The following is a 13353-nucleotide window of genomic DNA, read 5'->3' as shown; positions in this document are numbered from 1 at the left end:
GACTGCTCGAGTCGAGCGCCCAACGCTGACGTGGATTACGGCGAGGTGGCGGTGATCTTGACCATTTCGTTGGTCACGTCCGGTAAGCCGCCCTGGGCAGGAACGAAAGTTTTCAGGAGTCGGCCACCATAAGGCCCCTCGGACGCGAACCAGCTCTCGATGACGGCCAGATTCCGTCCATCCTTGCCGGACGTGGGCCCCGAGGAAATCTCGTTGGTGAACTTGCAGGTATCGAAGGTGCCCAGCGGGGTCGTGATCGTCTCTCGACCGATGTAGGTGTGCTTCTCCGTGATCTCGGACTCTACGCCCGGGCCGGCCGTGACGGTTTTACTGAGGTAGCTGACCGTGACGCTTTGCCCAGGTTGAAGATCGATCGGAACGGCCGGTGGCGGGATGTTGTAGGTAGTGACCAGTGAAGCACCGCTGCCGTGTTGGCTGCCATAGCGGATGATCTTGCCATCCACGAGGTCAACGAAGACGTAACCCGTGAAGGCGGGGGCGTTATTGATCAGCGTCGTTTGTGCCTGAACCAGCGGATTGGCATCTGCGAATGACTGACGGCCCCGGGTTTCGGTTTTGTTGTGCCCCAACACGTCGGGCGCGTTGCTGATCCGCGCCTGCGTTTCGACCACACTGCCCTGGCGGAAGTCTGCCTCGGCAATGCAGGCACCCGATGACGCGTCACTTGCCGCCGATGAACCCGCGAATGCCCCGCTCCACGCCACGACCATCACAGCCGCGACGCGCGTCGTTCGCTTGAGGGAACGACGTTGCCAACTGATTTCACCCATGAAGCGCCTCTTGTCTGGCAGCAATGAACGCCCTTCGCCTGGCACTCGCTGCGCGAATCGCTCGGCTGCGTCAGGGTAAAGACAAACCATGAAAACTATCAGCAGCTCCAACAGGGCTCAATAGCACAGATGTGCTGCACCACTGCCCTCTCCGCCCACCACGCCGGATAGCCTGATCGATGAGCCGGAGAGGATTTTCAACAGTCACAGCACGCTGGCAAGAAACTCGCGCAGGCGCGGGTGTTGAGGGTTGTCGAGCAGCGTACGGGCGTCACCGCCCTCCACCACCTTGCCGTTGTCCATGAACACGATATTGTCCGCCACCTCCCGGGCAAAACCGATTTCATGGGTCACCACCACCATGGTGATGCCCGAGTGCGCCAGTTGCTTCATCGCCTGCAGCACTTCACCGACCAGTTCGGGGTCGAGGGCGGATGTCGGTTCGTCGAACAGCATCACGTCAGGCTGCATGGCCAGTGCCCGGGCGATGGCCACACGCTGCTGCTGGCCGCCGGACAGCTCGCGCGGCCAGGCGTGCGCGCGGTGCGCCAGGCCCACCTGCTCGAGCAGTTGCATGGCCCGCGCTTCCACCTCGGCACGCTTCTGACGAAGGATGCGCATCGGGGCGTCGACGATGTTCTGCAACACGGTGCGATGCGGGAACAGGTTGAATTGCTGGAACACCATGCCGATACGCTGGCGCTGCTGGGCCACGACCTTTTCCGGCAGCTCGTACAGGGCCTGGCCCTTGCGCTGGTAGCCGATCAGGGTATCGCCGACATGGATGGTGCCGCCGTCGAGCTTTTCCAGGTGGTTGATGCAGCGCAGCAGGGTCGATTTGCCGGAACCGGACGGCCCGAGAATCACCGTCACCGAGCCGGCGGCGATGTCCAGGTCGATGCCGTGCAGCACGGTGTTGCCGGAGAACTGCTTGTGCACGCCCCGCAGGCGGATGGACTCACTCATGCTTCGGACTCCTGCGTGTCCTTGTTGCGGCGCAACCAGCTGCTGCGTGCCGGGCCATTGCCGCGGCTGAACCACACTTCCACGTAATGCTGCAGCACCGACAGCACCGAGGTCATCACCAGGTACCAGGCGGTGGCCACCAGCAGCAGCGGAATCACTTCATAGGTGCGCTGATAGATGATCTGCGCCGAATAGAGCACGTCCTGCAGTGCGATCACCGACACCACCGCGGTGGTTTTAAGCTGGCCGATCACCTCGTTGCCTGCCGGCGGCAGAATGGTGCGCATGGCCTGGGGCAGCACCGTCTGGCGGAAGATCTGCCCTGGGCGATAGCCAAGCGCCTTGGCGGCTTCGAGCTGGCCCTGGCCGACACTCTGGATGCCGGCCCGGATGATCTCCGCCGCATAGGCGGACTGGTGAATGACCAGCGCCAGAACCGCCGCACTGAACGGGCTGATGATCTCGTTGGTGGCAGCGCTCCACACCTCGCCAACGAACGGCAGGCTCAGCGACAACTGCGGGTAGAGCGCGGCGATGTTGTACCAGAGGAACAGCTGCACCAGCATCGGCACGGCCCGGAAGAACCAGGTGTAACCCCAGCTGACACTGACCAGCACCGGATTGGAAGACAGGCGCATCAACGCCAGCAGCGTACCGCCAGCAAAGCCGAAGACCACCGAGATGACCGTCAGCTCGATGGTCATCAGCACGCCCTTGAGGATCGACTCCTCCGTCAGGTTCTGCGCCACCACGTCCCATTCGAAACGCGGGTTGTTGACCATCGACGTGGCCACAAGCGACAGCAACAACAAGACGATCAGGGCGCTGAACCAGCGCCCCCAGTGACGGTGTTTGACGATGCGCAGCCCGGCGATGTCGTCGTCAGGCCGTGGGCTCATTTGATGTTTTCTTCGTTGAGGCCGGCGGACTCGACCGCACCGAAGCCGATTTCCCACTTGTCGAGAATCTGCTGGTAGGTGCCGTCCTTGATCAGCGAGTTGACCGCTGCCTGGATCGGTTTACCCAGCGCAGAGTCCTTGGCCAGGGCGATGGAAACGATGGTGTCCTCGATGGTGATCTCACCCGCCAGCTTCAGCGCCTTCACCTGGCTGGCCTGGTAGCGCAGGCCCTCGTAGGGGCCGAAGAACATCGGCACACGGCCACTGATCACCGCCTGCACGCCAGCCGGACGATCCGGGAAGATCGGCACGTTGATGGCCGGCTTGCCATCGGCCACGCAGGCCTCGCTGGCCTGCTGCAGACGGGTCACCTGAGAGGTGCCGGCACCGGCACCGACGGTCTGCCCGCACAGTTCCGGGAAGGTATTGAACGGCCCCAGGTTGGCATCGCTACGGCCGATCAGCGCCAGTTTGGAGGCATTGTAGTAACCGACGAAATCCACCTGCTCGAGACGCTTGGCATTGGCGTCGATATTGGAGATCGCCGCATCGTAACGCCCGGACTTCAGGCCCGGAATGATGTTGTCGAAACCGCCGGTATCGCGCAGTTCCAGCTTCACGCCAAGGCGATCGGCAACGGCGCTGATGATGTCGATTTCACGCCCGGCCAGGGTCTTGTTGTCGGCCTGGTAGAAGGTGGTCGGCGGTGTGTTCGGGTTGGTGCCGGCGATGATGCTGCCACGCTTCTTGATCGCTTCCGGCAGGCTGTCGTGCAGCGCGGCATCGGCGTCCGGCTTGGCGGTAGCGTTGAAGGGCACACCCTTGTCGGCGGCAAAGGCGCCGGACAGTGGCAGCAGTGCGAATGCAGCAGCGGTCAGTGCAGAACGTTTCATGGCTTATTCCTTCTCGGTTGCCAGCGGGGCAACGGCGGCAAAGTTTTCTTCAACGGGGGGCAGGCCGAGGTTTTCCCGCAGCGTGCTGTATTGGTATTCGCTGCGGAACAGGCCGCGGCGTTGCAACTCGGGAATCACCAGCTCGACGAACAGTTCCAGCTGGTCAGGCAGCACGGCGGGCATGATGTTGAAACCATCGGCACCGCCCTGCTCCAGCCACAGCTGGAAGTCATCGGCGATATCTTCCGCGGTCCCGACCACCACACGGTGGCCGCGCGAGCCAGCAGCCACCGCAGCCAGTTGGCGCAGGGTCAGGTTTTCCCGGGCGGCCAGCTCGGTGAGCAGCTTGACGCGGCTCTGGCTGCCTTCGGTCGCGGGGATTTCCGGCACCGGGCCATCGAGCGGATAGGCGGTCATGTCCACCCCGAAGCGGGCGGACAGCTGCTCGATACCGTTGTCGATATCCACCAGCTCATTGAGCTGGTTCCAGACTTCCTGCGCCTGCTCGCGGGTGCGCCCGACAATCGGCATCACCCCCGGCAGAATCAGCAGGTGGTCAGCCTGGCGACCGGCGTCACGCACGAACTGCTTCTGGCTCTTGTAGAACGCCTGGCCTTCTTCCAGCGAAGACGCCGCGGTGAACACCACCTCGGCGGTTTGCGCCGCCAGTTGCTGGCCGGCAGGCGAAGAACCCGCCTCGATGATCACCGGGCGGCCCTGGGGAGAACGCGCGATGTTCAGCGGGCCCTGCACCTGGAAGTGCTTGCCCTTGTGGTTGGCCGCGTGAATCTTGCTGTCGTCGGAGTAACGGCCAGTGTCCTTCTCACGGACGATGGCGCCCTCCTCCCAGCCGTCCCACAGCTTGAAGGCCACATCGAGGAACTCGCGAGCCATTTCATAGCGGTCGGCGTGGGACGGCAGGTCTTCGCGGCTGAAATTGCGGGCCGCGTCGAGGGAAAACGACGTGACCACGTTCCAGGCGCCACGCCCGTGGCTGATGTGGTCCACCGAGCAGAGCGCGCGGGCCAGGTGGAACGGCTCATCGAAGGTCGTGGAGGCCGTGGCGGCCAGGCCGATGTGCTTGGTTTGCACGGCCAGCGCAGACAGCAGGGTCAGCGGTTCGAGGCGCGACATGGTGGACGGCAGACGATGCACGCTGGTAGCCAAGGCGTCGCCGACGAAGAACATGTCGAACTTGCCCGCTTCCGCGGTCTTGGCGATCCAGGTGAACCACTCGACATCGGTGGGCGAACCTTTTGCGCCCTCGGCACGCCAGCCACCCACGTGGTGCCCCAACGCCTGCACGAACAGACCAAGGCGTAACTGACGGGGCGACGTTTGTTGCACGGACATAACCAATCCTTATTGAAAGCCAACGAGTGAGATCAGGCGATGCAACGCGGCATCGTCTGCAAGGCGTAGATCCTGACTGATCGCGAACACCCGCTCATCAGGCAGCGATCGAAGATTCTTGTGCAGCTTGGCCTGCACGTCGGTGGGCAGTGCGGCGGTCTCCTTGCGGGTCACGCAATGGCTGTGGGAAGACCCATCGGCCATGAACAGGGTGACCCGGTGAAAGCGCAGGTCCGGGTCGAGCTCGTCCGCCGGCGCATTCAGGTCCGGCACGCGGCTCACCCGCGCAGCCAGTGCGGCAATGGTCGGCTCGACCGCTGCCTCGCCGTAGCGTTCGAGGGACACCGCACCGTTGATCAGCGCATCGGCGATCACGTACTCCAGGCTGAAGCGCGCCTCCACGCCATTGACCGGCGCGATGATGTTCGGCGCGGTATCGGCCCCCGGCGGGAAGCTCACTTCGATGCGCTGCACGGCGTCCAGTTCAGTGTCGATCCGCTCGCGCAACACGAACGCCGCCTCGGCAGCGCTGTGGGTGCCGCCGCAGGTGGGGTAACGCTTGAACTCCAGCCCCGGCGCGATGATCCGCCATGGCTCGCCCCAGCCCGCCAGCAGGTCAGCCGGCTGGGCCACGCCGAACCCGAGCGTGGCGAGAAACGCCTCCAGCACCCCTTGGCGCTGCGCCGCGAACCTGCTACGGGCCAGCTCGACGCTGTTGACCGCACTGCGCGCCGCATAGCCGGCATGCAGCGCCTTGGCAGCAGAGCCGAACTGGGCGCGCAGCCCCGAAGCCTGGGTAGCGGCAAGGCCGATGGCGACCTCGGTCTGCTCCAGGGGCAGACGCAGCAGGCGGCTGGCAGCACCGGCGGCGGCAATCACCCCCAGGGTCGCGGTACTGTGCAAGCCAGCCGCGTAATGACGGGTGCCAATGGCCTTGCCCAAGCGGCCGGCCAGTTCCACGCCGACCACATAGGCATCGAGAAAATCGTCAGACGCCTGGCCCGGATAGCGTCCGCTCAACGCCAGCAGTGTGGAGAGCACCACCGTGGTGGGGTGCCCGCGAAACGTCGCGTGATAGTCGTCGAAGTCCAGCGCATGGCTCATGTAACCCAGCTGCAGCGCCTGGTTCTCCGTACTGCCCGCTGCGGGGAATACCTCGCGAACAGGCGCCAGCCCGGAATCGGCGAGCACGCCGAACTGTACAGGCAGCAGGCACGCGAAGTAATCCATCACCCCTTCACGGGCATGCTGACGTTCACGTTCACCTGGATGGATGTCGAAAAGCGCCTTGGCCAACCGGCCGCTAAGGGAAGTGTTCAAAAGGCACCTTTAAAAGTAAGGCTTTGACCTACATCAAGATTTTTTAACCACCGGGCATTTTCCTTGCCTGTGAAAAGCGCCGCAAATATCCAAAAGCTATTTGCTTAGCGCCAAAAGACATAACCAATGAAGCGCAGCCACAACCTCGGCAGGGCGTCGGACTAACCGGCACGGCATGCCGAGCGCCTTCGATCCCATCGCCATTTCATGTCAGGATCGCCCCTGGGTCTCGCTGCGCTCGACCACATCCTGCAGGGCCGTGCCAGTCGCATTTGCTGTGCTTAGGGACTACCCTAGCGCTATATGGCCGAACGGAGCCAACATGGCGGACACACCACAAGCCACTGGTCTACGGCTACCAGCGGATGCCCCTCTCGTAAGAAAACTCGGTCACGAGCTCATCGAATTCCTGCCGGTGGGCGTTTACCTGTGTAACGCCGCTGGCAATCTGGTCACCTACAACCCTAAAGCGGCAGAGATCTGGGGCGAATCGCCAGACCTGAGCAAAGGGCCCGTCATGTACTCGGGCGCATACCGTCTGCGCAACGAAGATGGGGTTCACATCCCCCACGACCAGTCCCCCCTGGCTGCGGTCCTGCTCACCCAGAAGGCGGTTACCAACCTGCGGCTGGTGGTCGAACGGCGTGACGGCAGCCAGATTCCAATCCTCGCCAATATCGTGCCGCTGTTTGGCAACGATGGCGCCATGCTTGGCTTCATGAACAGCGTTCAGGATCTGCGTCAGCACGCTGCACAGGCGCAAGCGCAAGACAACCTGCAAAGCGCGCTGTTCCAGGCGCAGAAGATGGAGCTGGCCGGCAAGGTCGACAGCAGCGTCGGCAAGGACTTCACCAATCAACTGACCAGCCTGTCGATGAGCCTGTCATTGATGGAGAAGGAAATACTCAGCGGCGGGTCCGAGCAACTGCGCGCCTACTACACGCTGTGCAAGGAAGCCACGGATCGCATCACGGTGATGGCCGAGGAGCTGCTGCTGGTCGCACGCACACGCCGCAGAAAGCTCCAGCGAGTCGATCCCAACCAGATTCTGCTCGGCATGAGCGCGTTGATCGGCAATGAGGTTGGCGAGCAGATCGCCGTCGATCTCAAGCTGGCGTCGGACACCTCCTTTCTCAAGGCCAACAGGCAGCACCTCGAAAGTGCCATTCTCAACCTGGTGGTGAATGCGCGAGAGGCGATGCCTCAGGGCGGCGTGTTGACCCTGAGCACCGCCAATGCACACCTCGACCGCAGCAATTTCCCCCACCACAACGCCAATTTCAGACCGGGTCGCTATGTGGTGATCGATATTGCCGACAACGGCACCGGCATCGCGCCCCACGTGCTGGAACACATCTTCACCCCCTTCTACACGACCAAGGCGGCTGACAAGAGCCCAGGCCTGGGGCTGACGATGGTGAAGGGCCTGGTCACCGACATGAATGGCCAGATGGTCGTGGAGAGTCGGCTGAACGAGGGCACCAGCGTCAAGCTGTACTTCCCCTGCTATGGCACCGAGCACTCCCTGGCGGTCAAGGGAAGCGAAGAAGGCTGAGCCCGTGAGCGGATGGCTAGCGACGCCTCCGCTTGCGGCTGCCGATTTCGATCCAGGTCGGCGCGTGATCGCTCGGGTGCTCCTCACCGCGAACCCAGGTATCCACTCCGGCAGATTCGAGATAGGGAGCCAGAGCGGGGTTGAGCAGCAGATGATCGATGCGCAACCCCGAATTGGTCTGCCAGTGGCGCCTGAAGTAATCCCAGAAAGTGAAGATCTGTTCGCGGGGATGAAGATGGCGAACCGCATCCACCCAGCCCTGATCCAGCAGCCGCTGGTAGCACTCACGGCTTTCCGGCTGCAGCAAGGCATCCTTCAACCATGAGCGGGTGTTGTAGATGTCGACGTCGGTCGGCACCACATTGAAGTCGCCGGCGAGCACCACCGGGTGTTCGAGGGCCTGAAGGGTCTGGGCATGCTCGATCAGGTGCTCGAACCAGGCGAGCTTGTAGTCGAACTTCGGACCTGGGCGTGGATTGCCGTTCGGCAGGTACAGGCAGGCCACCACCACACCATGCGCCGCTGCCTCGATGTAGCGAGCCTGCTTGTCCCATTCCGCGCCCGGCAAGCCTCTGCGAATTTCCAGGGGCTGCGCATCGCGCGCCAGGATCGCCACGCCATTCCAGGCAGTTTGCCCCTGATACACCACGCCATACCCCGCCGCCTCGATGTCCTTGGCCGGAAACGATTTGTCAGGCGTCTTCAGTTCCTGCAGACAGACGACATCCGGCGCCTCGCGCGCCAGCCAGGCCAGCAGGTTCGGAAGCCGCGCGTTGATGCCATTGATATTGAAGGTGGCGATCCGCAGGCGCTTCATCGTGTCGTCCTGATCATTCGTCGTAGACGTATGACCCGTTGCGGCAGGGTTCAGTCAGGAAGAATGATCCGGGTGTCAGCGGGCGTTTTCGGCGAGGTCCGAATCAACCGGAGGTGGCGGCTCGATGACGGCCTGATTGGTAATACCGAAGGGCACATGTACCGAGGGAGCGACCGCACTCGCTGACTTGAGATGCCCTGGCTGATCGTCGAAGAATATGTGCGGTTTCAACACCGCGAGCACTCGTCCCTTCTCGATTCCGCCGAGGAAGAATGCGTCGTTCGCCATCACGCCCCAGCTTTTCAGGGTGGTCATCGCACGCTCGTGGGAGGGGGCATTCCGGGCAGTGACGATCGAGACGCGAATCCGGTTCTCATAGCCAGGATTGAGCTTCTTGTGTTGCTCTTCTACTGACTGGATCTTCGAGATCCTGACCATGAACTCTTTCAATGGCCCTGGGTGATGGGGCTGCATCACGTTCTTGACTTCGTGAGCGTGAAACTCGGTCAACCCCGCTGACTGCATGACCGCCTCGGCTTCATCACCTGCCAGCACGCCATCGAAGTCGAACGCAATACGCAGGCTTTGGTCGGTCTCGTCATCGTCGAACCTGGACTCGAGCATCTGCCCCGCTGGGTAACCGGCCTTGATTGCCGACTCGACATCGGTTTTGTCACCCGACAGAAACAGCGCGATGTTCAGAGCAGGAATGTATTCATAGGGTGATTTGCCCTGCATGAAAATGGCTCGGGTCATCGGCAACCCGTAGTGCTCGATGGTCTTCATCACGCGTAACCCAGTGTCCGGGTCGTTCTTCGAGAGCAACACCACCTCTACCAGGGGGTCGGCCGGATCGGCGCTGAGGTCATTGAGCGATAACAACCGCTTGATGAAGGGGTAGGCAATGCCTTTGGGCAACGGGTTATCCAGATTCAGCTCCTGGAATTTCCGGTAATTCTCTTCACCCTGGCTCTGGAATACCGAGTCCGACTCCTGCAGGTCGAAGACAGCACTGGAAGCGACGCCGATTACCAGGCGGCCATCTAATTCATAAGGCACGTTGCACTCCTGAAGCACAAATGAATCCGGGAGCAATAGCGATGAGCCGCCAAGAGCCCATGAGGAAACGCCCTGCAGAGCGCTTTCCTAGCGCCCAACCCTCTGCGCCAGTGCCGCCAGCATCGTGGTGGTGTAGCCCTGCTCGCCTTCCGGCAGTTTGCGGAAGTGTTCGAGCAGGTCCTGCTCGGCGCCGCTGATGCTGTTCGCGGCCGCGGGCCGGCGCTCGCCGGTCACCACGTACAACACATCCACGCCCAGGCGCTCCACGGCGGCCAGGTAGAAGGCGTCCGGGGCGCCGGCGCCTTTTTCGTAGTTGATCTGGGTGGTTTTGCCCACGCCGCCGACAGCCCCCATATCGGTCTGGTTGAGACCCAGGCGCGAGCGTTCTTCCTTGAGACGAATTCCAATTGTCAAATCAAAGCACCAATTGTCAACTTATTGAACCCGTAAATTTGACTGGTCCATTTTAATGGACCATGCTTACCGCTCATCACCACATGCAATGGCACGAATCCACACCACTATGCCGACGCCTGCCTTACCGGGCAAGGGTTCGAGGCCACAATTGGCCGTTCCGGAAAGGGGGGGCTGAAAACCAGGCAACCAGGCATGTAAACCTATGGCGCTCAAGCGTTGAGCGCAGCCAGCAGGATCCGTCATCACCGCAATGACGGCGTTTCGAGATGTTCGAGGAGCATAAGGAAATGCACTATTCAGCGTGTACAACAGGGCACCCCTTTGCCCGCGAAAACGGCCTTACCACCTCCGCACAGGAGGTGCGCCATGACTGAGCCACGCAGCCGCATTGTTCGATTCCCCCGGCGGCACAGCCCTATCCCCAAGAACTACGTCCCACCTCGCGATGCCCAGGGCGATGCCGAGCTGCGTGCAGGCATGCTGACCGATCTGTTCGACGAACTGATCAGCAAGAAAGGCGAGTATCCGGAAGGGCTGCAGGTGCTCGCGGCATCGTTGTTCGGCAAGGACCTGCTCGATGAGATGGTGGTGCTCTACCGCCAGGCGCTGAGTGAAGCACGGGGAGATGACGACCCCGAGTGAACCGCCCTGCTCTACCAGAGGCCTGCGAGCTGGCACCTGAGCCCGGGTTACGCACGGAAATCCAGCAGGCACTTCACCGGCTCGCGGGCGTCAGAACCGGAACGGCTCACGTTCAGAAAGGCAACCCTATGTCCGCAATACTCAAACAGCTACAGGGTGACGATATCCCGGCTGAATACCGCCACCCCGATCGAGACACCCTGTTCCAGGTCGTTGCCGATAATGGCGAGGCGTTCATGTTCACCAGTGAGCTGGATGCGGCTGCCAAGGTGGTCGAGCTTACCGAGCGCGAGGCAAAGCCCTAGGCCGCTGGCCTGAAGCTTCTACGCGCGCTAGTTACTCAGGCCCGCTGGTGTCGTAGCGACCCGCCATCTCGGCCAGTGCATGGACCATGGTGCTGGTGTGCTTGCGCTGATCATTTTCCAGCCGCCTGAAATCCTCTAGAAGCCTGGCCTCAAGAGGCGAGATGCTGTCGGCACGCTCCAGTTTGTGCTCACCGGTGATGACATAGAGAACGTCTACACCTGCATCTACAACAGCAGCAAGGTAAGCGGCATCAGGAAAGCGCGTACCGTTTTCGTACTTGCCTTGTGCATTGGCTTTGACGCCACCCAGCTCACCAAAAACAACCTGCGACATTCCCAGTCGCTCACGTTCTTCGCGCAGGCGAACTCCAATACCAGTCATTTGAATAGAATTCCTTATTGACACCACTCTATTGAATGGTAATCTCCTAGTTACTGGATGCTTTTGAATGGACTCGAATGATGCATGCCACCCGTACCTCAGCACAAGCAAGGGCGTGGATCGACGTTACTTCGGCAAAAGGCTTTGCCGAGGTGACCATCCTCGATCTGCACGCCGATCATCTCGCCCAACCTCTTTTGTTCGACGAAGAATCGATCACTTGGGAGGGATGTCATGACTGATTCGCGCCCTCCCATCCCCCCCTTCCCCGGCCGAAAACGCCCCACTCCCAGGCCCGGCAGCCAATCACTCGATGCCCAGAGCGAAGCCGAGCAACGCGCGGACCTGCTGCTCTGTCTGTTCAACGAGCTGCTCGGCAAGAAGAACGAACGCACCGACAGCCTGGAGATACGCGTGGCTTATCTGTTCGCCAAGGACCTGGTCGAGGAACTGGTAGCCCTCTATCGCCAGGCGCTGCGTGAAGCGCGAGATGGCCACGACGGTGCCTGAATGGCCCAATGGGCGTCGCTGGCAGGGGTATCGGCACGCGGTACCCCAGGCCCGCGAGAACGGTACAGGAGTCTGATCGGAGCACCTTACATACCGAGCGATAATGCAATAACATAACATTTCAAGTTACGTTAGCTCGGAAGCGAATGATCATGCATAGACGTCAACTACTGCACTTCGCCCTGGCCGGTATCACCCTCCCCTGGGCCTTGGCCGCATCCGCCTCGCAGAAAATCCTCCACGCTCGCGCATGGGACGATGGAGAGAAACTGAGGCTGGTATTCGAATTGAGCGGTCCGGCCAAATACCAGATTTTCTCCCTGAAGGCCCCGGAGCGACTGGTCGTGGATCTCACCGATACGGGCATTCTCACTAGCCTCGACGAGCTGTCCGTCGGCAGCCGGGTGGTCAGCGCCATTCGCAGCGGCGCTCAGTCGGCTGGCACGCGCATCGTGCTCGATCTGAAGCAGCCTGCCCGGGTGGAAAGCTTCCTCCTGGGGCCAGCCGGCAGTGAGGGCCACCGGCTGGTCGTGGACCTGCACGGCAACGCCCCCGTCACGCACAGAGTCGCCGAGCAGCAGCCCGCCGACAATCGCTCGCTACGGGACGTGGTCGTGGTGATCGACGCCGGGCACGGTGGCAAGGACCCTGGCGCCCTGGGCAGCCAGGGCGAACAGGAAAAAGTCGTGGCCCTTGCCATCGCCAGGCTGCTTGCGCAGAAGCTCAACCGCCAGCGTGGCTTCAAGGCGCAACTCGTGCGCAACCAGGATGTATTCGTTCCGTTGCGAAAACGGGTAGAAGTCGCGCGCCGCCACAACGCCGACATCTTCATTTCCGTGCATGCCGACGCCGCGCCCCGCAAGAGCGCATCGGGAGCCTCGGTATTCGCCCTGTCGGAAAATGGCGCCACCTCGACCACCGCACGCTGGATGGCCGAGCGTGAAAACAGCGCGGACCTGCTCGGCGCCAGGGATCTGCTTTCGCTCAAGAACAAGGACCCGGTGTTGGCCGGGGTACTGCTGGACATGTCACTGACGTCCACCATCACCACCAGCCTGGATCTGGGCAAGACCATTCTCGATGATGTCGGCAAGGTTGCCGGCGTCCATCAGAAACGCGTCGAACAGGCAGGTTTCGCCGTTCTGAAGTCGCCGGACATTCCCTCGATTCTGGTGGAAACCGGCTTCATCTCGAACCCCGCCGATTGCCGCAAGCTCTGCGACCCTCTTCACCAGAAGCGCGTCGCCGAAGCCATTTGCAACGGCGTGCAGAAACACTTCGCAGCTCGCCCTCCGGTGGGCACCTTCCTCGCCAGCCAGAAAGAAAGGTCCGTCAGCTGAGCGCTGTCAGCTAGGCATCAGTCCCCCAAGGCAAGTGGCCAGCCGCGTGCATCCCGAACATGGGAGGCATTCGGCTGGTATCGATAAATAGCCATGCGCCACTA

The 13353-nt window shown here is 61.7% G+C and carries 16 protein-coding genes; 6 read left to right on the top strand and 10 right to left on the bottom strand.

Features of this window, described 5'->3' with window-relative positions; genetic code table 11:
• Positions 1 to 35: 35 nt before the first annotated feature.
• The 6 genes from QRN22_RS04380 to QRN22_RS04355 form a co-directional block, all read right to left on the bottom strand.
• A complete protein-coding gene (locus tag QRN22_RS04380) occupies positions 36 to 791 on the bottom strand; it encodes a hypothetical protein (protein ID WP_156152809.1) in 756 nt (251 codons plus the stop codon).
• Positions 792 to 995: 204 nt separating this feature from the next.
• The gene (locus tag QRN22_RS04375; protein WP_042556517.1) at positions 996 to 1757 is read right to left on the bottom strand and encodes an amino acid ABC transporter ATP-binding protein; all 762 of its coding nucleotides are present in this window, start codon (positions 1755 to 1757) and stop codon (positions 996 to 998) included.
• Complete coding sequence (locus QRN22_RS04370; protein ID WP_042556516.1) at positions 1754 to 2656, bottom strand: amino acid ABC transporter permease; 903 nt, start codon at positions 2654 to 2656, stop codon at positions 1754 to 1756. Before QRN22_RS04370 ends, QRN22_RS04375 begins: the two co-directional genes overlap by 4 nt.
• Positions 2653 to 3549 (bottom strand): ABC transporter substrate-binding protein, encoded by an 897-nt coding sequence (locus QRN22_RS04365; RefSeq protein ID WP_042556515.1) that lies wholly within the window; start codon positions 3547 to 3549, stop codon positions 2653 to 2655. The genes QRN22_RS04370 and QRN22_RS04365 overlap by 4 nt, the downstream gene beginning before the upstream one ends.
• Positions 3550 to 3552: 3 nt before the next feature.
• Positions 3553 to 4902, bottom strand: a complete 1350-nt coding sequence (locus QRN22_RS04360; RefSeq protein WP_042556514.1) for an LLM class flavin-dependent oxidoreductase — start codon at positions 4900 to 4902, stop codon at positions 3553 to 3555.
• A 9-nt stretch (positions 4903 to 4911) separates the two neighbouring features.
• Positions 4912 to 6222, bottom strand: coding sequence for an MmgE/PrpD family protein (locus QRN22_RS04355; RefSeq protein ID WP_042556513.1), 1311 nt, complete (start codon positions 6220 to 6222; stop codon positions 4912 to 4914).
• A gap of 322 nt (positions 6223 to 6544) precedes the next feature.
• Between QRN22_RS04355 and QRN22_RS04350 the strand changes: the two genes are divergently transcribed.
• Positions 6545 to 7777: a two-component system sensor histidine kinase NtrB gene (locus tag QRN22_RS04350; protein WP_197077068.1), complete on the top strand. Its 1233-nt coding sequence runs from the start codon at positions 6545 to 6547 to the stop codon at positions 7775 to 7777.
• A gap of 16 nt (positions 7778 to 7793) precedes the next feature.
• Here QRN22_RS04350 and xth read toward each other — a convergent pair whose 3' ends face one another.
• The 3 genes from xth to QRN22_RS04335 all read right to left on the bottom strand — a co-directional run bounded on the left by xth (position 7794) and on the right by QRN22_RS04335 (position 10067).
• The gene (xth, locus tag QRN22_RS04345) at positions 7794 to 8594 is read right to left on the bottom strand and encodes an exodeoxyribonuclease III (protein WP_042556511.1); all 801 of its coding nucleotides are present in this window, start codon (positions 8592 to 8594) and stop codon (positions 7794 to 7796) included.
• A 75-nt stretch (positions 8595 to 8669) separates the two neighbouring features.
• The gene (locus QRN22_RS04340) at positions 8670 to 9653 is read right to left on the bottom strand and encodes a 5'-nucleotidase (protein ID WP_042556510.1); all 984 of its coding nucleotides are present in this window, start codon (positions 9651 to 9653) and stop codon (positions 8670 to 8672) included.
• An 87-nt stretch (positions 9654 to 9740) separates the two neighbouring features.
• A complete protein-coding gene (locus QRN22_RS04335) occupies positions 9741 to 10067 on the bottom strand; it encodes a helix-turn-helix domain-containing protein (RefSeq protein WP_042556509.1) in 327 nt (108 codons plus the stop codon).
• Positions 10068 to 10436: 369 nt separating this feature from the next.
• On the opposite strand from QRN22_RS04335, the gene QRN22_RS04330 reads away from it, so the two are divergent.
• Together QRN22_RS04330 and QRN22_RS04325 are read left to right on the top strand one after the other, a co-directional pair.
• Positions 10437 to 10712, top strand: coding sequence for a hypothetical protein (locus QRN22_RS04330; protein ID WP_042556508.1), 276 nt, complete (start codon positions 10437 to 10439; stop codon positions 10710 to 10712).
• Positions 10713 to 10840: 128 nt separating this feature from the next.
• A complete protein-coding gene (locus QRN22_RS04325; RefSeq protein ID WP_156152808.1) occupies positions 10841 to 11017 on the top strand; it encodes a hypothetical protein in 177 nt (58 codons plus the stop codon).
• A gap of 31 nt (positions 11018 to 11048) precedes the next feature.
• Here QRN22_RS04325 and QRN22_RS04320 read toward each other — a convergent pair whose 3' ends face one another.
• Positions 11049 to 11399: a helix-turn-helix domain-containing protein gene (locus tag QRN22_RS04320; RefSeq protein ID WP_042556507.1), complete on the bottom strand. Its 351-nt coding sequence runs from the start codon at positions 11397 to 11399 to the stop codon at positions 11049 to 11051.
• A gap of 80 nt (positions 11400 to 11479) precedes the next feature.
• Between QRN22_RS04320 and QRN22_RS04315 the strand changes: the two genes are divergently transcribed.
• The 3 genes from QRN22_RS04315 to QRN22_RS04305 all read left to right on the top strand — a co-directional run bounded on the left by QRN22_RS04315 (position 11480) and on the right by QRN22_RS04305 (position 13249).
• Complete coding sequence (locus QRN22_RS04315; RefSeq protein ID WP_156152807.1) at positions 11480 to 11641, top strand: hypothetical protein; 162 nt, start codon at positions 11480 to 11482, stop codon at positions 11639 to 11641.
• Positions 11634 to 11909 carry a hypothetical protein gene (locus QRN22_RS04310; RefSeq protein WP_042556506.1) on the top strand — a complete coding sequence of 92 codons (276 nt, stop codon included), beginning with the start codon at positions 11634 to 11636 and terminating at the stop codon, positions 11907 to 11909. Before QRN22_RS04315 ends, QRN22_RS04310 begins: the two co-directional genes overlap by 8 nt.
• 152 nt (positions 11910 to 12061) lie before the next feature.
• Entirely contained in the window at positions 12062 to 13249 is a 1188-nt protein-coding gene (locus tag QRN22_RS04305; protein WP_042556532.1) for an N-acetylmuramoyl-L-alanine amidase, read from the top strand.
• Positions 13250 to 13353 lie beyond the last annotated feature (104 nt).

The sequence above is a fragment of the Pseudomonas sp. MEJ086 genome (assembly GCF_030209025.1).
In the GTDB taxonomy this organism is placed as follows: Bacteria; Pseudomonadota; Gammaproteobacteria; order Pseudomonadales; family Pseudomonadaceae; genus Aquipseudomonas; species Aquipseudomonas fulva_A.
The sequence above is the reverse complement of the archived record's forward strand: the minus strand, read 5'-3'. Positions and strand labels throughout refer to the sequence as shown.